Source organism: Halomonas sp. KAO, from assembly GCF_015595025.1.
Lineage (GTDB): Bacteria > Pseudomonadota > Gammaproteobacteria > Pseudomonadales > Halomonadaceae > Halomonas.
The window spans coordinates 868805-887511 of the sequence record NZ_JADNRL010000019.1; the positions used below are offsets into that span (position 1 = coordinate 868805).

Consider the following 18707-nt stretch of genomic DNA (forward strand, 5'->3'; position numbering starts at 1 on the left):
TACAGGGAAGTATTCACAGCGCCTCCTCGCAGACCTGTCGACGGATCAGCCCCGAGTGCCTCTGCATGTGGTTTACGATCTCAACCAGACACATCCAGCACCTCCACCAGGCGCTCGCGCAGGCGCGCCTGGCGCTCGGGGTCGGTGAGGGGGCGGCCGGTCTTGTCGGTGATGAAGAAGACGTCCTCCACCTTCTCGCCCAGGGTGGCGATCTTGGCCGCGGAGAGGGCGATATCCTGTTCCATGAAGATGCGGCCGACCCTGGCCAGCAGGCCGGGGCGGTCCGGGGCGATCAGCTCCAGCAGGGTGCGCTCGTTGGCCGGGTCCTGCTCGATGGTCACCTGGGTAGGGACCTTGAAGTGCCTGAGCTGGCGCGGGGTGTGACGGGTGACGATCTGCGGGTAGTCGTCGGGGTCGTCGAGCTCCTCGACCAGGTGGGCGCGGATCTCCTCCAGGCGGACCGGGTCGCGGATGGGGCGCCCCTGGTCGTCGAGCACGATAAAGGTGTTCAGTGTCCAGTCGTTGCTGGAGGTGGCGATGCGCGCATCGTGGATGGAGAGGCCGAGCTGGTCGAGGGCGGCGGCGGTGGCGGCGAAGAGGTCATCCACCGAGCGGGTGTGAATAAACACCTTGGTGCCGCCCTCGACCATCCCCTCGGCCGGGGCGCTGAGCAGGATCAGCGGCAGCTGGCTCGCCCCGTGGGCGAGGATGCCCTGGGTCTGCCAGGCGATCTCGCTGGGGGCGTACTGCAGGAAGTACTCCTCGCCCAGAGATTTCCACAGTCGCTGCACCCGCTCCATGTCGGCGCCGACCGCGGCGAGCAGCGAGAGGGCCTCGTCGCGGGTCTCGTTGACCCAGTCGTTGCGCTCCAGGGGGTTCTCCAGGCCGCGGCGCAGGGCGCGCTTGGTCTCGGCATGAAGCTGGCGCAGCAGCGAGGCGCGCCAGCCGTTCCAGAGGCTGGGGTTGGTGGCATTGATGTCGGCAACGGTCAGCACGTACAGGTAGTCGAGGCGCGTCTCGTCGCCGACCAGGCGGGCGAAGTCGGCGATCACGTCCGGGTCGGTGATATCGCGCTTCTGGGCCACCATCGACATGGTCAGATGTTGCTCCACCAGCCAGCTCACCAGGCGGGTATCCCGGGGGGAGAGGCCATGGCGTTCGGCGAAGGCCTCCACGTCCCGGGCGCCGAGGAGCGAGTGGTCGCCGCCACGGCCCTTGCCGATATCGTGGTAGAGCCCGGCGATCCACAGCAGCTCCAGCTTGGGCAGCTGGTGGATGATATTGGCGGCCACCGGGAAGGTCTCGCGGGCCTCGGGCTTGCGGAAGCCGTGGATGAACTTCAGCAGGTGCAGGGTGTGGGCGTCCACGGTGTAGATATGGAACAGATCATGCTGCATCAGGCCGATGGCACGGCCGAACTCCGGCAGGTACTTGCCCAGCACGCCGTAACGGTTCATGCGCCGTAGCTGACGCGCCACGTTGCCACCGGAGCGCAGCAGCTCCATGAACAGGCTCTGGTGGCGCACGTCATCGCGGTAGAGATCGTCGATCAGGTGGCGGTGATCGCGGATCTGGCGGATGGTGTCGGCACGTACCCCTTCGATGCCCGGGTGCTCGGCCATCAGCAGGAAGAGCTCGAGCAGGGCCGAGGGGCGGTCGCGGAAGACGGTTCGCGAGCGCGCCTGAATAAAGCCATCCTTGACCTCGAAGCGTTCATTGAGAGGTTCGACCGGCAGCACCTCGCCGGCATGCAGGATCGCCTCGTCGAAATGCTGCAGCAGCATGTCGTTGAGGCCCGCCAGGGCCGTGATATGGCGGTAGTAGCGCTTCATGAACTGCTCGACGGCGAGACGCTCCGGCGTGTCACGAAAGCCGAACAGTTCGGCGATGGTACGCTGATGGTCGAACAGCAGGCGGTCCTCGGCCCGGCCGGCAAGCATGTGCAGGGCGTAGCGAACCTGCCACAGGAAGGCCTGACCCTGGCTCAGGATGCGCAGCTCGGCGTCGTTCATGAAGCCGGCGGCCACCAGGTCGCTGTAGCGCTCGCTGCCGAAGTGACGCTTTGCGACCCAGCCGATCATCTGGATATCGCGCAGCCCGCCGGGGGCGCTCTTGATATTGGGCTCCAGATGGTACTCGGAGTTGTTGTGGCGCTGGTGGCGGTTGATCTGCTCCTGCCACTTGGCCTCGAAGAAGTGCTTCGCCGGCCATACGCGATCGGCGGCCAGGCGTGCCTTCATCGACTCGCGCAGCCGTTCGGGGCCGGCGACGGTGCGGCTCTCGAGCAGGTTGGTGATGACCGTGAGGTCGGCCCTGGCCTCGCGTTCGCAGTCGGCCAGCGAGCGCACGCTGTGCCCGATCTCCAGGCCGATGTCCCACAGGAAGGTGATAAAGGCCGTCAGCGGCTCGCGATAGGGCGCGTCGTCGTCGTGCTGGAGCAGCAGCAGGAGGTCGACATCGGAGTAGGGGTGCAGCTCGCCGCGGCCATAGCCACCCACGGCGAGCAGGGCCACGCCGTCATCGGGCCAGGCGTGGTGCTCCCAGGCCACCGCCAGCAGCCGATCCAGGCACCAGGCGCGACCATGGACGAGGTCGCGAATATCGGCTCCGGCGCGAAACCGCTCGTCGAGGCGCGCCTGGATCTCGCGCAGAGCGGCCTTGAAGGGCGCGATCAGCGAGTGACTGGCGGAGAGCTCCGCCCGGAAACCGTCGACGTCGAACAGAGACTCGTCCGGCGTGAAGCGGTAGTGGTGGAGCAGCATCGGCTCAGGGCTCGAGGAAGGAGAGGTCTTCGTCGCTGCGCGCGGTGAGCACCTCGACGCCGGACTCGGTGACCAGCAGGGTGTGCTCCCACTGGGCGGAGAGGCTGCGGTCGCGGGTCACGGCGGTCCAGCCATCGCGCAACACCTTGGTGCGGTAGCCTCCCACGTTGATCATCGGCTCGACGGTCAGGCACATGCCGGCGGCGAGTTCGATATCGGCCTCGGGGGCATAGCCATCGTAGTGCAGCACCTGCGGGTCCTCGTGGAAGCTGGCGCCGATGCCGTGGCCGCAGAAGTCGCGCACCACGGAGTAGCCGTTGGCTTCGGCATGCTTCTGGATGGCGCGGGCAAGCTCGGAGAGGCGCACGCCGGGGCGCATCAGCGCCATGCTCTTGTAGAGGCACTCCTGGGTGATGCGGCACAGGCGCTCGCCCTGGATATTCTCGCCGACCACGTACATCACGCTGGAGTCGCCATGGTAGCCATCGGCGGTCTTCACGGTGATGTCCAGGTTCATGATGTCGCCGTTCTTGAGCTTCTTGGCGTCGTCGGGGATGCCGTGACACACCACGTGGTTGATCGAGGTGCACACCGACTTGGGGAAGCCATGGTAATCGAGAGGGGCGGGGGTCGAGCCCAGCTCCTCGACGATAAAGTCGTGACACAGGCGGTCGATCTCGCCCGTGGAGATGCCGGCCTTGATATGGGGGGTGATCATCTCGATCACACGGGCAGCCTGGCGGCCCGCCTCACGCATCTTCTCGATCTCGTCGGGCGTCTTGATGGGTACGTTCATGGGGTCTCGGATTTGGGGGTGGAGGGCGTCCGCGATAGCCGTCACGCGCGCGGACTGCTTCATCTCGGGCTTATTCCATGGTATAAAGCTGCGCGCCTTCCTGCAATCGTCGAGCCTTCATGGCTGCGTGTCGTGTGATCCTCGGGTCGCCCAGCCGTGCCGGAAGCCTTCGATAGCGAGGGTGCAATCAACATAACGCCTTGAAAACACACATGCACCGGCACATGGTCCCGGGTGCCGCAGCGTCTCCTCCCGGAGGGGTAGCGGTCGGATCCATGGGGTGCATGGAGGCCTAACCCGATATTTCAGGAGTCATCCATGGCACACGTCAATATGCGTGACCTGCTCAAGGCAGGTGCCCACTTCGGTCACCAGACCAAGTACTGGAACCCGAAGATGAGCAAGTTCATCTTCGGTGCACGCAACAAGATCCACATCATCAACCTCGAGCACACTCTGCCGGCCCTCAACGAGGCCATCGATGTGGTCGAGAAGATGGCGGCGGCGAACAACAAGATCCTGTTCGTCGGCACCAAGCGCAGCGCGAGCAAGATCATCAAGGAAGAGGCCACTCGCGCCGGCCAGCCGTTCGTCAACCATCGCTGGCTTGGCGGCATGCTGACCAACTACAAGACCATTCGCGTCTCCATCAAGCGTCTGCGTGACCTCGAGGCCATGCACGAGGACGGCACCTTCGACAAGCTGACCAAGAAGGAAGTGCTGATGGCGACCCGCGAGCAGGAGAAGCTCGAGCGGTCCGTGGGTGGTATCAAGGAGATGGGTGGTCTGCCCGACGCCCTGTTCGTGATCGATGTCGACCATGAGCGCATCGCCATCAACGAGGCGAACAAGCTGGGCATCCCGGTCATCGGTGTGGTGGATACCAACTCCGACCCGGATGGCGTCGACTATGTGATCCCCGGCAACGATGACTCCATCCGCGCCATCCAGATCTACGTCAAGTCCATCGCCGATGCCTGCGCGCGTGCCAAGGAAGGTCGTCCCGACGAGTTCGTCGAGGTGACCGAAGAGGCCGCCGCTCAGGAAAGCGACAGCGCCGCCGAGTGATCGCGGCCCGTCTGATCGACGGCGGCCGTCGGCCAGTCATGCTGCTGACAACGCTGTTGGTTGGACGAGAAGGGGGCCGCGGCCCCCTTTCTTCTCCGAATTTTCGAAATCTCCGCCCCGGGGGTTTCGGCCCACTACCCGAGATATTCAGAGGTGACACCCATGGCAGCTATCAGCGCCTCACAGGTCAAGGAACTGCGCGAGCGTACCGGGCTCGGCATGATGGAGTGCAAGAAGGCCCTCACCGAGACCGGCGGTGATATCGAGCAGGCGATCGAGAACCTGCGCAAGAACTCAGGCCTCAAGGCCGCCAAGAAGGCCGACCGCACCGCCGCCGAAGGCGTCGTGGTGACTCGCGTGGCCGAAGACGGCAGCTACGGCGTGATGATCGAGATCAACTCCGAGACCGACTTCGTCGCTCGTGACGACAACTTCACGGCTTTCGCCGCGAAGATCGCCGACGCCTTCTTCGCCGCCAAGAGCGAGGACGTGGCCGCCGTGATGGCAGGCGACCTGGAGACCGCTCGCGAGCAGCTGGTCCAGAAGATCGGTGAAAACATCGATGTGCGTCGCAGCGTGGTGGTCGAGGCCGGCGACGGCAACCTGGTCGGTGAGTACGTCCACGGTGGCCGTATCGGCGTGCTGACCAAGCTCAAGGGCGGCAGCGCCGAGGCGGCCAAGGACGTTGCCATGCACGTCGCCGCCATCAACCCGGCCGTGGCACGCCCCGAGGACATGCCCCAGGAGCAGCTGGACGCCGAGAAGGCGATCATCCTGGCGCAGCCCGACATGGCCGGCAAGCCCGAGCAGATTGCCGAGAAGATGGTCCAGGGTCGCCTCAAGAAGTACCTGGCCGAGAACAGCCTGACCGAGCAGCCCTTCGTCAAGAACCCGGACCAGTCCGTGGCCGAGTTCGTCAAGGCCGCCGGCGGCGAGGTGATCGGCTTTACCCGCTTCGAGGTGGGTGAGGGCATCGAGAAGGAGGAGGTCGACTTCGCCAAGGAAGTGATGGAACAGGCCAAGCGCAGCTGAGGTCAGAAGTTCCGCTACCGTGATGGCGTGCGCGCGAGCGCACGCCTTCGCGTATCCGGCCGGTCGAACCGGCCGCCCCGTCATGCCACCCCAGATGCCAGGAGATGTTGCCATGTCCACCGCCGAACACCTCGAAGCCCCCGCCAAGCCACGCTCTCAGAAGTCGAAGTACAAGCGTATCCTGCTCAAGCTCTCCGGTGAGGCGCTGACCGGGGATGCCGAGTTCGGTATCGATCCCAAGGTACTCGACCGCATGGCGCTGGAGATCGGGCAGCTGGTCGGCATCGGCGTCCAGGTGGGCATCGTGGTCGGAGGTGGCAACCTGTTCCGAGGTGCCGCCCTGCACGAGGCCGGCATGGAGCGAGTCACCGGTGACCATATGGGCATGTTGGCCACGGTGATGAATGCCCTGGCCATGCGTGACGCCCTGGAGCGTTCCAATATCCGTTCGCGGGTGATGTCGGCGATTCCCATGAGCGGCGTGGTGGAGCACTATGATCGGCGTACCGCCATTCGCTACCTGACCTCCGGCGACGTGGTGCTGTTCTCCGCGGGGACGGGCAATCCGTTCTTCACCACCGACTCGGCGGCCTGCCTGCGCGGCATCGAGATCGATGCCGATGTGGTGGTCAAGGCCACCAAGGTGGACGGGGTGTATGACAAGGACCCGGTCAAGCATTCGGACGCGGTGAAGTATGACCAGCTCAGCTACGATGATGCGCTGGACCAGAAGCTCGGTGTCATGGATTTGACCGCCATCTGCCTGGTGCGGGACCATGACATGCCGGTACGCGTCTTCAACATGAACAAGCCTGGCGCCCTGCTCAACCTGGTGGTGGGCGGCGAGGAAGGCACGCTGATAGACAGAGGCTGATATCGTGATCAATGACATCAAGAAGGACGCAGAGAGCCGCATGAAGAAGAGCGTCGAGGCGCTCCACGGCAACCTGAACAAGATTCGTACCGGGCGGGCCCACGCCAGCATCCTGGATTCGGTCACCGTCGAGTACTACGGCAGCCAGGTGCCCCTGAACCAGGTGGCGAACATCAATATCGAAGATGCTCGTACCCTCTCGGTCGTGCCCTGGGAGCAGAGCATGGTGCCCAAGGTCGAGAAGGCGATCATGACCTCCGACCTGGGGCTGAACCCGTCGACCGCCGGCAACAATATCCGCGTGCCGCTGCCCATGCTTACCGAGGAGACCCGCAAGGGCTACATCAAGCAGGCGCGCCACGAGGCCGAGAACTCCCGGGTGGCCGTGCGCAACGTGCGGCGTGATGCCAACGGTGATATCAAGTCCCTGCTCAAGGAGAAGGAGATCAGCGAGGACGAGCAGCGCCAGGCCGAGGAGGCGATCCAGAAGCTGACCGACAAGTACATCGCCGAGATCGACAAGACCCTGGAGTCCAAGGAACGCGACCTGATGCAGGTCTGAGGACATCCGCCCGGCCCGCTCGCGGCCGGGCGTGGCGACACACCCAAAGCGAGACCCCATGACGTCACCGCTCCCCCCCAGCGCCGGCACCCCTGTCGGCACTTCCACCGCCACCGAGCCCGGTCTGCCGCGCCACGTGGCGATCATCATGGATGGCAACAACCGCTGGGCGAAGGCCCGTGGCCTCTCCGGCGTACGCGGCCACCACGCCGGCGTCGAGGCCGTGCGGGCCACGATTCGACGTGCCGCCGAGCGTGGGGTCGAGGTCCTCACCCTGTTCGCCTTCTCCAGCGAGAACTGGAAGCGCCCCAAGGCCGAGGTGAGCGCGTTGATGGAGCTGTTCCTGCTGGCGCTCAAGCGCGAGGTTAACAAGCTCCATGCCAACGGCATCCGCCTTACGGTCATCGGTGATCGCAGTGGTTTCTCCGAGACGATTCAGGCGTACATCGCCCGCGCCGAGGCCAAGACCCGCGACAATACTCGCCTGCACCTGGTGATCGCCGCCAACTATGGTGGTCAGTGGGACCTCGCTCAGGCGGCGCGCCGCCTGGGCGAGCGGGTCGCCGCCGGCGAGCTCGCCCCGGATGCCATCGACGAGGCGGCCCTGGCCTCAGAGCTGAACCTCGCCGGCGTGACGCCGGTGGATCTCTGCATCCGTACCAGTGGTGAGCAGCGTATCTCCAACTTCGTGCTCTGGGAGCTGGCCTATGCTGAGCTCCATTTCACGCAGCGCCTGTGGCCCGATTTCGACGCCGATGCCTTCGATGCCGCGCTGGAGGACTTCCGGCGGCGCAAGCGGCGCTTCGGCATGACCGATGACCAGATCGACGAGGCCCGGGGTGCTTAGACAGCGCATTATTACCGCCGCCTGGCTGGCACCGCTGATGCTGGCTGGCCTGTTCGGCCTCTCGGGGGGCGCCTTCGCGGGCTTCACCGCGGCCATCGTGCTGCTGGGGGGCTGGGAGTGGACCAACCTGGCCGGTATCGCCGGGCGTGCTCGGCGGCTGGGCGTGGTCGGGCTCCTGGCCCTGGCCATGGCGCTGCTGTGGAGCAGTGGCGGCACCCAGGCCGCCTGGCCGCTCTGGCTGGGCCTGGCCGGCTGGGGGCTCAATCTCTACTGGGTCACCCACTATCCCGATCGTACGCGTCAGTGGGCCTCGTCTGCTCGGCGGCTGGCCATGGGCCTGTGGGTGCTGCTGCCGGCCTGGGTGGGGCTCAATGTGCTGCGCGAGACCGGTGGCATCTGGCTGCTGTTCGTGATGCTGCTGGTGTGGAGTGCGGATATCGGTGCCTACTTCGCCGGCCGCGCCTTCGGCCGACAGAAGCTGGCGCCGCGGGTCAGCCCCGGCAAGAGCTGGGAGGGCGTGCTGGGGGGCATGGCGGCCACGCTGGTGCTGGCCCTGATATTCGCCTTCGCTCAGGCGCTGGCGCCGGTCGACGCCGTCCTGCTGGTGCTGACCACCCTGGCGGTGACGCTTGTCTCGGTGCTGGGAGACCTGCTCGAGAGCATGCTCAAGCGCCAGCGTGGCATCAAGGATTCCAGCGCGCTGCTGCCCGGCCATGGTGGCGTGCTCGACCGTATCGACAGCCTGACCGCGGCCCTGCCGCTGTTCGCCCTTCTTGCACCGGGGGTGATCTAGCATGGGCAGCGACACCCGCCAGCGTCGCCAGGGGGTTACCGTGCTGGGCGCCACCGGCTCCATCGGCACCAGCACCCTGGATGTGATCGCGAGGCACCCGGAGCGATACCGGGTCCATGCCCTGACCGCCCACCGTTCCCGGGAGCCGATGCTGGCGCTATGCCGGCACCATCGGCCGGCGGTGGCGGTGCTCGAACGCGAAAGCGATGCCTGCTGGCTCCGTGAGCGCCTGGCCGAGGCGGGCCTCTCCACCGAGGTGCGCAGCGGACCCGAAGCCCTGGTGGAGGTCGCCGAGGCCGGCGAGGCCGACGTGGTGATGTCGGCCATCGTCGGCGCCGCGGGTCTGCTGCCGACGCTCGCCGCGGTGCGGTCCGGAAAGCGGGTGCTGCTGGCCAACAAGGAGGCCCTGGTGATGTCCGGGGCGCTGTTCATGGAGGCGGTAGCGCAGCATGGCGCCACTCTGCTGCCCATCGATTCCGAACATAATGCCATCTACCAGTGTCTACCTCAGGAGCATCGCGGCGGCCTGTCTCGTCATGGGGTGACTCAGCTGCTGCTGACCGCCTCCGGAGGCCCCTTTCGGGGGTGGGCGGCCGAAGCTCTGGCCGAGGTCACCCCGGCCCAGGCCTGTGCTCACCCCAACTGGAGCATGGGGCAGAAGATCTCGGTGGACAGCGCCACCCTGATGAACAAGGGGCTAGAGCTGATCGAGGCGTGCTGGCTGTTCGATGCCTCCCCCGACCAGGTTCAGGTGGTGGTGCATCCGCAGAGCGTGATCCACTCCATGGCAGCCTACAGCGATGGCTCGGTCATCGCCCAGCTCGGTAACCCCGATATGCGCACGCCCATCGCCTATGGGCTGGCCTGGCCCGAGCGCATCGATGCCGGCGTCCAGTCGCTGGACCTGTTCTCCGTGGCGCGACTCGATTTCGAGCCGCCCGACGAGGCGGCCTTTCCCTGCCTGCGCCTGGCGCGTGACGCCATGGCGGCGGGAGGGACGGCGCCGGCGGTGCTCAATGCCGCCAACGAAATGGCGGTGGCGGCCTTTCTGGCCGGCAGGCTGCCCTTCACCGGCATCGCCGAGCTGGTGGCGAGGGTGCGCGATGCCGAACCGGTGCAGCCGGCCACCGAGCTTGAAACGATTCTCGCGGCCGATGCCCAGGCGCGGCGTGCCGCCGAGAGGCATCTGGCACGCCTGTGAGGCGAGGCCGTAACGTCATGGCGTCTACGATGTCAGGAGGAGAGTGACTTGGGCGTGATCCAGAATATCCTGGCCGTGGTCGTGGTGCTGGGCCTGCTGGTGACCTTTCACGAGTTCGGCCACTTCTGGGTGGCACGGCGCTGTGGTGTGAAGGTGCTGCGTTTTTCGGTGGGCTTCGGCGCGCCGATCTGGTCGTGGCATGATCGCCACGGCACCGAGTACGCCATCGCCGCCATCCCGCTGGGTGGCTACGTCAAGATGCTCGACGAGCGCGAGGGCGATGTGCCCCCCGACGAGCTCGACCGTGCCTTCAATCGCAAGAGTGTCTGGCAGCGTATCGCCATCGTGGCCGCCGGGCCTCTGGCCAACTTCCTGCTGGCCCTGGTGGCGTACTGGATGCTGTTCGTTGCCGGCACGGTAACGGTGGCGCCGGTGATCGGCGAGGTGGCGCCCGGCTCACCCGCCGAGCGGGGCGGGTTGAGGGTCGACCATGAGATCACCGCCGTTCAGGGCGAGGCCGTGCGCTCCTGGGAGGAGATCAATCTCAAGCTGGTGGCGGCCATCGGCGAGCCCGAGGCACTCTCCATCGCCACCCGGGCGAATGCCACCGCCGAGCCGCGCGAGCACCGGGTGCCGGTAGACAACTGGCTGGTGCGACAGGATCCGCCTCAGCCGCTGGCCACGCTTGGCGTGACACCCTGGCGGCCGCCGATACCGGCGGTGCTGGACCAGGTGGTTGCGGGCGAGGCCGCGGCGCTGGCGGGCCTCGAGGCGGGGGACGAGATCCTCCGTGTGGACGGCCAGCCGGTGGAGGGCTGGCGCGACTTCGTCGAGAGCGTGCGCGCCCACCCCGGTGAGCCGCTCGAGCTCGAGGTGAGTCGGGAGGGGCGGCGGCTGACGCTGACCGTCACGCCGGGCCGCCGCGAGCTGGATGGGGGCGTCAGCATCGGTTATGTCGGTGCCGGGGTGGTGCCGGTGGAGTGGCCCGAGGAGTACCGTCGCGAGATCCGCTACGGACCGGTGGCCGCGGTGGGCGAAGCATTCTCGCGCACCGGCGAGATGATCCTGCTCACCTTCGATGCGGTGCGCAAGATGCTGGTGGGGCTGATCTCACCCTCCAACCTCTCGGGGCCGATCACCATCGCCCAGATCTCCGGCGACTCGGCGCGTGCCGGCCTGGAGAGCTTCGTCAGCTTCATGGCCTACCTGTCGATCAGCCTGGGTGTGCTCAATCTGTTGCCGATTCCGGTGCTGGATGGCGGCCACCTGCTCTACTATGCCATGGAACTGGTGCGCGGCCGGCCGGTCTCGGAGCGCACTCAGGCCATTGGGCTGCGCATCGGCCTGGCCCTGGTGGGTGGCCTGATGTTGATGGCGATCTATTTCGATCTGATGCGGCTCTGGTAGGCACTCCCTCGCCTTGTCAGTAGACTGCACAAATGTATAAGGTGCCTGTCTGGACAGGTTTGGCAGATCAACGCGAGCGAATCGATTGCATGAAAATCAAGACCATCGGACTGGCGGCGCTGCTGCTCGCCGGGGCCAGCGTGGCCCAGGCGGAACCTTTCGACGTTGCCGACATTCGGGTAGAGGGTCTGCAGCGCATCTCTGCTGCCTCCGTCTTCAACGCCTTTCCTGTCACCGCCCGTGATCGCGTCGACGAGAATGAACTCGCCGAGGCCGCTCGCGAACTCTTCGCCACCGGCCTGTTCGAGGATGTCAGGCTGGCCCGCGAGGGCGATGTCCTGATCATTCAGGTGGTCGAGCGCCCCACCATCAGCCGCCTCAACATCGACGGCAACCGCCAGCTCGACGATGACCAGCTACGTCAGGGCCTGCGCGAGGCGGGCCTCGACGAGGGTCAGGTCCTGCAGCTCTCCACCCTGGAGGAGATCGAGCGTGAGCTCGAGGGCGTCTATCAGGCCCAGGGCCGCTACAGCGCCAGTATCGAGACCAGCGTGCGCGAGGTCGACGAGGGGCGGGTGCAGGTCGATATCGAGATCAATGAAGGGGCGGTGGCCAAGATCCGCCAGATCAATATCGTCGGCAATCGGGCCTTCGATGACGCGACCCTGCGTGAGGTGTTCGAGCTCAACGATCGCCCCGGTCGCATCTTCGGCTGGTTCTCCAAGGATGAGTATTCGCGGGAGGCCCTGGCCGGTGACCTCGAGCGCCTGCGCTCGTTCTATCTGGATCGCGGCTATGTCAACTTCAACATCGAGTCGACCCAGGTCTCGATCAGCCCCGACAAGTCCGAGATCTTCGTCACCATCAATGTCGACGAAGGCGCCGAGTACCGCCTGGGCGACGTGCGCTTCGTGGGCGACCTGACGATCAGCGAGCGTGAGGCGCGTGAGCTGCTGAAGGTCACGCCCGGGGAGACCTTCTCGCGCAGCGACGTGACCGCCTCCAGCGAGGCGCTGCGTGCACGCCTGGGCGCCGACGGCTTCGCCTTCGCCAGCGTCGATGGCATTCCCGAGACAGGCGCCGACGGCGAGACCGTCGACCTGGTGTTCCGGGTCGACCCGGGCCGTCGCGCCTATGTGCGGCGCATCGAGTTCGTCGGCAATACCACCACCATGGATGAGGTGCTGCGCCGCGAGATGGTCCAGATGGAGGGGGCGCCGGCCTCCACCGAGGCGATCAGCAAGTCCCAGCAGCGCCTCGAGCGCCTGGGCTTCTTCAAGCAGGTCGAGGTCGAGACCCAGCCGGTGGCCGGCGAGCCCGACAAGCTCGACGTTACCTACAGCGTCGAGGAGCAGCCCTCCGGGTCGATCTCGGCGAGCATCGGCTTCTCCCAGAGTGCCGGGGTGATCTACGGTGTGGGCCTCTCCCAGAGCAACTTCCTGGGTACCGGCAACCGGGTGAATATCGGCGCCCAGCGCAGTGATACCTTCACCAGCCTCAACTTCGGCTTCACCGACCCCTACTGGACCATGGATGGCATCTCCCGGGGCTATAACCTCTACTATCGCGAGTCTGACTACGAGGACTCCGATATCTCGACCTACTCCACCGACGCCTACGGGGCGGGGATCAACTTCGGTTATCCGATCAACGAGATCACACGCCTGAACTTCGGCACCGCGGTGGAAGACCTGAGCATCAAGACCTACAACGACACGGCGTCCGAGATCAAGCGCTACGTCGATGATCAGGGTCGCGATGCCCAGGCGTTGAAGCTGACCGCCAGCTGGACCCGCAACAACCTCAACCGCGGCATCATGCCCACCGACGGCAGCTACCAGCGCCTGTCGCTGGAGACCGCGGTGCCGGGCAGCGATGCGGAGTATGCCAAGGTGCGCGCCCAGGCTCGCCAGCTCTTCGCGCTGGATGACAACCATGACTGGGCACTGAAGTTCGCCGGCGAGCTGGGCTATGCCGATACCCTGGGGGGCAGCGACCCCTATCCCTTCTACGAGAACTTCTACGCCGGCGGCCTGGGCTCGGTGCGCGGCTTCACCGGCAATACCCTGGGCCAGCCCACCACGCCGTCGGGCAATTCCACCCGTGATCGCACCCTGGGGGGTAACGTGCTGGTTCAGGGCAGCGCCGAGCTGATCTTCCCGACCCCCTTCGTGAGCGATCAACGCTCGGTGCAGAGCTCGCTGTTCATCGACGGCGGCAATACCTTCCTGACCGACTGCTACCCCGTGGAGGCGGGCGTCACCTCCAGCTGCAACTCGGGGGTCGACCTCGGTGATCTGCGCTACAGCGTCGGCCTGGGCCTCTCCTGGCTGACCCCGGTGGGCCCCTTGACCTTCAGTGTCGCCGAACCGCTCAACGACAAGAGCGGTGATGATACCCAGTTCTTCCAGTTCTCCCTCGGGCAGACCTTCTGATCCGGAGACATGCTCCCTTTACCCCTGGCCGCCATCGGCGGCCCCAACAGGAGTCCCACCATGCGCAAGTTGACCATTGCCCTCATCCTGCTGCTGTCCACCGCTGCCCTGCCGGCCCTGGCCGACGACGTGGCGGTGCTGGACTGGCGCCGTGCCCTGATGGAAACCGACGCGGCCCAGCGCTCCATGAGCGACCTGGAGAGTCGTGTCGGCAGCCAGCAGCAGCAGGCCCAGGCCCTCGAGCAGGAGCTCAACCAGCTGCAGCAGCGCGCCGACAGCCTGACTGACAGCGAGCGCCAGCAGGCCAACCAGAAGGTCGCCGAGCTCAATCGTCTGATGGGAGAGGTCATGCAGGCGCGGCAGGAGTCGGAGCAGGCTTTGCTGCAGCGTGCCGAACCCAAGCTGCAGCAGGCGGTGGAGCAGATCATCGCCCGCCACAGCATTCAGGTGCTGGTGGAGCCCCAGGGAGTGCTGCATGCCGAGAGCGACCTGCAGAACGTCACCGCCGAGGTGACCGAGATCCTTAACAGCATGCTGTAACCGCGGCGGAACCTTGCCATGACGCGAAGCGCTACCCCCAAGATGACCCTGGGCGACCTGGCCGAACGACTCGGGGCGCGCCTGGTCGGCGATGCCGGGCGAGAGGTCAGTGGCCTGGCGACGCTCAACGCCGCCGAGCCGGGGCAGGTGGCCTTTCTGGCCAACCGAGCCTATCTCAAGGACCTTCCCGGCACACGCGCCGCGGCGGTGCTGCTGCACCCCCAGCATGCCGAGAGCTGCCCGGTGGATCGTCTCGAGCTCGACAACCCCTATCTGGGCTATGCCGCGGCGTCGCGACTGTTCGACCCGCTGGTCGGCCGTGAGCCGGCCGGTATTCACCCCTCGGCGGTGGTGGATCCCACGGCCACCCTGGGCGCCCGGGTCGAGATCGGGCCGCTGGCGGTGGTCGAGGCCGGCGCCTGCCTGGGCGACGATGTCATCGTCGGCCCCGGCTCGGTGGTGGGAGCCGACACCACCATCGGTGCCGAGTCCCGCCTGCATGCCAATGTCACGGTCTATCACGGCGTGGTGATCGGTCGGCGTGCGGTCCTGCACAGTGGTTGCGTGGTAGGCGGCGACGGCTTTGGCTTCGCCCACGATGGCAGTCGCTGGCACAAGATCGCCCAGCTCGGCGGGGTGGTGCTGGGAGACGACGTCGAGGTAGGCAGCTGCTCGAGCATCGATCGTGGCGCGCTGGGCGACACCCTGATCGGAAATGACGTCAAGATCGACAGCCAGGTACAGATCGCCCACAACGTGCAGATCGGCGAGCATAGTGCGCTGGCCGGTTGCGTGGGCATCGCCGGCTCGACGAAGGTGGGACGCCACTGCATGCTGGGAGGTGGCGTGGGGCTGGCCGGTCACCTGACCCTCTGCGATGGCGTCCAGGTGACGGGCATGAGCCTGGTCACCAACTCGATTCATGAGCCGGGGGTCTACTCATCGGGTACCGGCGCCATGAGCAATGCTCAGTGGCGAAAGAATGCAGTGCGTTTCAAGCACCTGGATGATATGGCCAAGCGGCTCGCCCGACTCGAGAAGGGGCGTGGCGCTTGAGGGCTCCGCGAGGGACGCTATAATCCCCGCCTGACCGGCATGATCGCCGGCTCTCGCCTGCCGGGACGGCAGGCACCCCGAGACTTCAGAGGTTGTGACGATGGTAATGGACATCAACGAGATCCGTGAGTATCTGCCCCACCGGTATCCTTTTCTGCTGGTGGACCGGGTCACCGAGCTGGCCCTGGGCGAGACCATCGTTGCCTACAAGAATGTCAGCATCAATGAGCCCTTCTTCAATGGCCACTTTCCCCACCACCCGATCATGCCGGGAGTGCTGGTGATCGAGGCGCTGGCCCAGGCGTGTGGCATCCTCGGCTTCAAGACCGTCAACAAGCTGCCGGCCGATGGCTATGTCTACTACTTGGTGGGCAGTGACAACGTGCGCTTCAAGCGCCCGGTCATGCCCGGAGACAAGCTCGACCTGCGTGCCGATGTGGTGCGCGAGAAGCGCGGGATCTGGAAGTTTGCCTGCAAGGCCAGCGTGGCCGGTGAACTGGCCTGCGAGGCCGATATCATCTGCGCCGAGAGGAAGGTTGCTTGATTCATCCCACCGCCCTTATTGACCCCGCCGCCAGGCTGGCCGATGACGTCGAGATCGGCCCCTTTACGGTGGTCGGTCCCGATGTCGAGATCGGGCCGGGCTCGCGCATCGGCCCCCATGTCGTGATCAAGGGGCCGACGGTACTCGGCGCACGCACGCGTATCTTCCAGTTCGCCTCGGTGGGCGAGGATTGCCAGGACAAGAAATATAACGGTGAGCCGACACGCCTGGTGATGGGCGATGACAATGTGGTTCGCGAGGGCGTCACCCTGCATCGCGGCACCGTTCAGGATCGTGGCGAGACGACCATCGGCTCGCGCAACCTGTTCATGGCCTACGTGCATGTGGGCCACGACTGCGTGATCGGCAGCGACTGCATCCTGGCCAACCAGGTGACCCTGGCCGGCCACGTCAAGATGGGTGACTTCGCGATTATCGGCGGGCTCTCCGCGGTGCACCAGTTCTGCCACTTCGGCACTCACGCCATGGCCGGCGGCGGCTCCATCATCACCAAGGACACGCCGGCCTACGTGATGATCAACGGCAACCCCGCCCAGGTACACGGCCTCAACCTGGTCGGGCTCAAGCGCCGCGGCTTCTCCCGTGACGCCCTCAAGGCGCTGGGCGAGGCCTACAAGCTGGTCTATCGCCAGGGGCTTACCGTCGATCAGGCGCTGGTCGAGATTCGTCGCCGCTTTCGGGCCGTCGAGACCGAGGCCTTCGCCGCCTCCATCGAGGCCTCGACCCGCGGCATCGTCCGCTAGTCATGGACGGCGACGCGGAAAGCGCCGTGCAGCGTATCTATCTGGTGGCCGGCGAGCTCTCCGGCGATATCCTCGGCGCCGGCCTGATGCGCGCGCTCAAGGCGCGTCATCCCGATGTCGAGTTCCGCGGTATCGGCGGGCCGCGCATGATCAAGGAGGGCATCGAGAGCCGCTTTCCCCTTGAGACCCTGTCGGTCATGGGGCTGGTCGAGGTGCTCAGGCACCTGCCTCGACTGGTCGGTGTGCGCCGCGAGCTCAGGCGCGATGCCCTGGCCTGGCAGCCCGATATCATGATCGGCATCGATGCCCCCGACTTCAATCTGGGTCTGGAGCGTCAGCTGCGCGAGGCCGGGGTGACCACCGCCCATTATGTCAGCCCCTCCGTGTGGGCGTGGCGCCAGGGGCGAGTCAAGGGGATCGCGCGCTCCGTCGACGCCATGCTTACCTTCCTGCCCTTCGAGGCCGCCTTCTACGCCCGCCACCGCGTCCCGGTGGCCTTCGTCGGCCACCCGCTGGCCGATGAGCTGCCGCTGGAGAACGATCGCGCCGCCGCTCGCGCGGCACTCGAGGTGTCGGCCACCGCCCCGCTGCTCGCCGTGTTGCCCGGCTCCCGGGCGAGCGAGATTCGCTTCCTGGGCGAGACCTTCCTCGCCGCCGCCGAACGGCTATGTGCCGCGCGGCCCGAGCTGCGCGTGGTGATCCCGGCCGCGACCCCCCAGCGCCGCGACGAACTCGAGGCGCTGCTCACCGCCTATCCCGCCCTCGCCGGGCGCCTGACGCTGCTCGACGGCAAGGCCCGGGAAGCCATGGTGGCCGCGGATGCCGTGCTGCTGGCCTCGGGTACCGCGGCCCTGGAGGCGATGCTCTGCCACCGGCCGATGCTGGTGGCCTACCGCATGGCGCCGGCCACTCACTGGCTGGCGAGGAAGCTGGTCAAGACCGAGTGGGTCTCGTTGCCCAACCTGATTGCCCGGGAGAGCCTGGTGCCGGAACTGATCCAGGAGGCGGCGAACCCGGAGACGATCGCCGAGCGGCTAGGCGAGATGCTCGACGACCCACCGGGGCGTGCAGCCCTGGAGGCGCGCTTCGCCGCGATGCATGCCGGCCTGCAGCGCGATGCCAGCCGCCGTGCCGCGGAGACCATCGAGGCGCTGGTGGCGGGGAAGCCGTTGCCGGCCAGTGTCGCTCCCGCACGCGGCGAGGAGGTGGCGTCTTGACCCGCTCGAAAACGGCGAGGGCCAGGGCGAAGAGTGACCTGCCGCCGCTGGTGGTCGACTACCGCGGGGAGCGGCTGGCCGGGGTCGATGAGGTAGGCCGTGGCCCCCTGGTCGGCAGCGTCGTGGCCGCCGCGGTGATCCTCGATCCGGCGCGGCCGATCAAGGGGCTGAGCGATTCCAAGGCGCTGACGGCGAAACGCCGGGAGGCACTGGACGCCGAGATTCGCGAGCAGGCCCTGGCCTTCGCGGTGGCAGAGGCTTCCGCCACCGAAGTGGATGAACTCAATATCTTCCACGCCACGCATCTGGCCATGCGTCGCGCCATCGATGCCCTGGCCCCGGCGGCCGAATATCTGCTGGTGGACGGCAATCGTCTGCCCGGGCATCATGTGCCCGGCCAGGCGGTGGTCAAGGGCGACGCCCGTCATCCGGCGATCGGCGCGGCCTCGATACTGGCCAAGGTCGCGCGCGACGCCCAGATGCTGGCCCTCGATACCCGCCACCCCGACTACGGCTTCGCCCGCCACAAGGGCTATCCGACCCGCGAGCACCTGGCCGCCCTGGAGCGCCTGGGGCCGCTGCCCGAGCACCGCCGCTCCTTTGGCCCGGTCAAGCGCCAGCTGGCGCTGTTCTAGGCCTTTCAAGCAACACCACGAGAGGCGCCGGGAGCAGGTCGTAGAGGAGGTCCTATGCCATGGATGGCATCGGTAGCGCCCAGGGAGGGGTTCACAGCGCCTCCTCATCGACCTGCTGCCGGGATTAGCCTCGAGCTTCCTGTATTGACTATTCACCGCCAAGCCCGAGCCCCC

General features: G+C 66.4%; 17 protein-coding genes. 15 read left to right on the forward strand and 2 right to left on the reverse strand.

What is annotated here, in order from left to right:
• Window positions 1–80 precede the first annotated feature (80 nt).
• Window positions 81–2762: a [protein-PII] uridylyltransferase gene (locus IOC61_RS10305; RefSeq protein WP_195688725.1), complete on the reverse strand. Its 2682-nt coding sequence runs from the start codon at window positions 2760–2762 to the stop codon at window positions 81–83.
• Window positions 2763–2766: 4 nt separating this feature from the next.
• Window positions 2767–3558: a type I methionyl aminopeptidase gene (map, locus tag IOC61_RS10310; RefSeq protein ID WP_195688726.1), complete on the reverse strand. Its 792-nt coding sequence runs from the start codon at window positions 3556–3558 to the stop codon at window positions 2767–2769.
• 318 nt (window positions 3559–3876) lie between these two features.
• Here map and rpsB point away from each other — a divergent pair, with 318 nt between their 5' ends.
• The 15 genes from rpsB (at window position 3877) to rnhB (ending at window position 18533) form a co-directional block, all read left to right on the forward strand.
• The gene (rpsB, locus tag IOC61_RS10315; protein WP_132042857.1) at window positions 3877–4626 is read left to right on the forward strand and encodes a 30S ribosomal protein S2; all 750 of its coding nucleotides are present in this window, start codon (window positions 3877–3879) and stop codon (window positions 4624–4626) included.
• Between the two features lie 162 nt (window positions 4627–4788).
• Window positions 4789–5658 carry a translation elongation factor Ts gene (gene tsf, locus IOC61_RS10320; protein ID WP_132042855.1) on the forward strand — a complete coding sequence of 290 codons (870 nt, stop codon included), beginning with the start codon at window positions 4789–4791 and terminating at the stop codon, window positions 5656–5658.
• Between the two features lie 112 nt (window positions 5659–5770).
• On the forward strand, window positions 5771–6532 hold the full coding sequence (pyrH, locus tag IOC61_RS10325; RefSeq protein WP_195688727.1) for a UMP kinase: 762 nt from the start codon (window positions 5771–5773) through the stop codon (window positions 6530–6532).
• 4 nt (window positions 6533–6536) lie between these two features.
• Window positions 6537–7094: a ribosome recycling factor gene (gene frr / locus IOC61_RS10330; protein WP_195688728.1), complete on the forward strand. Its 558-nt coding sequence runs from the start codon at window positions 6537–6539 to the stop codon at window positions 7092–7094.
• 58 nt (window positions 7095–7152) lie between these two features.
• Window positions 7153–7941, forward strand: coding sequence for a polyprenyl diphosphate synthase (uppS, locus tag IOC61_RS10335; protein ID WP_195688729.1), 789 nt, complete (start codon window positions 7153–7155; stop codon window positions 7939–7941).
• Window positions 7934–8734 (forward strand): phosphatidate cytidylyltransferase, encoded by an 801-nt coding sequence (locus tag IOC61_RS10340; protein ID WP_195688730.1) that lies wholly within the window; start codon window positions 7934–7936, stop codon window positions 8732–8734. Before uppS ends, IOC61_RS10340 begins: the two co-directional genes overlap by 8 nt.
• Window position 8735: 1 nt before the next feature.
• Entirely contained in the window at window positions 8736–9935 is a 1200-nt protein-coding gene (gene ispC / locus IOC61_RS10345; protein WP_195688731.1) for a 1-deoxy-D-xylulose-5-phosphate reductoisomerase, read from the forward strand.
• 48 nt (window positions 9936–9983) lie between these two features.
• The gene (gene rseP / locus IOC61_RS10350; RefSeq protein ID WP_195688732.1) at window positions 9984–11342 is read left to right on the forward strand and encodes an RIP metalloprotease RseP; all 1359 of its coding nucleotides are present in this window, start codon (window positions 9984–9986) and stop codon (window positions 11340–11342) included.
• A gap of 89 nt (window positions 11343–11431) precedes the next feature.
• Window positions 11432–13777: an outer membrane protein assembly factor BamA gene (bamA, locus tag IOC61_RS10355; RefSeq protein ID WP_229333017.1), complete on the forward strand. Its 2346-nt coding sequence runs from the start codon at window positions 11432–11434 to the stop codon at window positions 13775–13777.
• 60 nt (window positions 13778–13837) lie between these two features.
• Window positions 13838–14317, forward strand: coding sequence for an OmpH family outer membrane protein (locus tag IOC61_RS10360; RefSeq protein ID WP_195688733.1), 480 nt, complete (start codon window positions 13838–13840; stop codon window positions 14315–14317).
• Window positions 14318–14335: 18 nt separating this feature from the next.
• On the forward strand, window positions 14336–15373 hold the full coding sequence (lpxD, locus tag IOC61_RS10365) for a UDP-3-O-(3-hydroxymyristoyl)glucosamine N-acyltransferase (protein ID WP_195688734.1): 1038 nt from the start codon (window positions 14336–14338) through the stop codon (window positions 15371–15373).
• A gap of 100 nt (window positions 15374–15473) precedes the next feature.
• A complete protein-coding gene (gene fabZ, locus IOC61_RS10370; RefSeq protein ID WP_132042837.1) occupies window positions 15474–15917 on the forward strand; it encodes a 3-hydroxyacyl-ACP dehydratase FabZ in 444 nt (147 codons plus the stop codon).
• Window positions 15914–16681, forward strand: a complete 768-nt coding sequence (gene lpxA / locus IOC61_RS10375; RefSeq protein WP_195688735.1) for an acyl-ACP--UDP-N-acetylglucosamine O-acyltransferase — start codon at window positions 15914–15916, stop codon at window positions 16679–16681. Before fabZ ends, lpxA begins: the two co-directional genes overlap by 4 nt.
• Before the next feature lie 2 nt (window positions 16682–16683).
• The gene (gene lpxB / locus IOC61_RS10380; protein ID WP_195688736.1) at window positions 16684–17898 is read left to right on the forward strand and encodes a lipid-A-disaccharide synthase; all 1215 of its coding nucleotides are present in this window, start codon (window positions 16684–16686) and stop codon (window positions 17896–17898) included.
• Window positions 17895–18533, forward strand: coding sequence for a ribonuclease HII (gene rnhB / locus IOC61_RS10385; RefSeq protein ID WP_195688737.1), 639 nt, complete (start codon window positions 17895–17897; stop codon window positions 18531–18533). The genes lpxB and rnhB overlap by 4 nt, the downstream gene beginning before the upstream one ends.
• Window positions 18534–18707 lie beyond the last annotated feature (174 nt).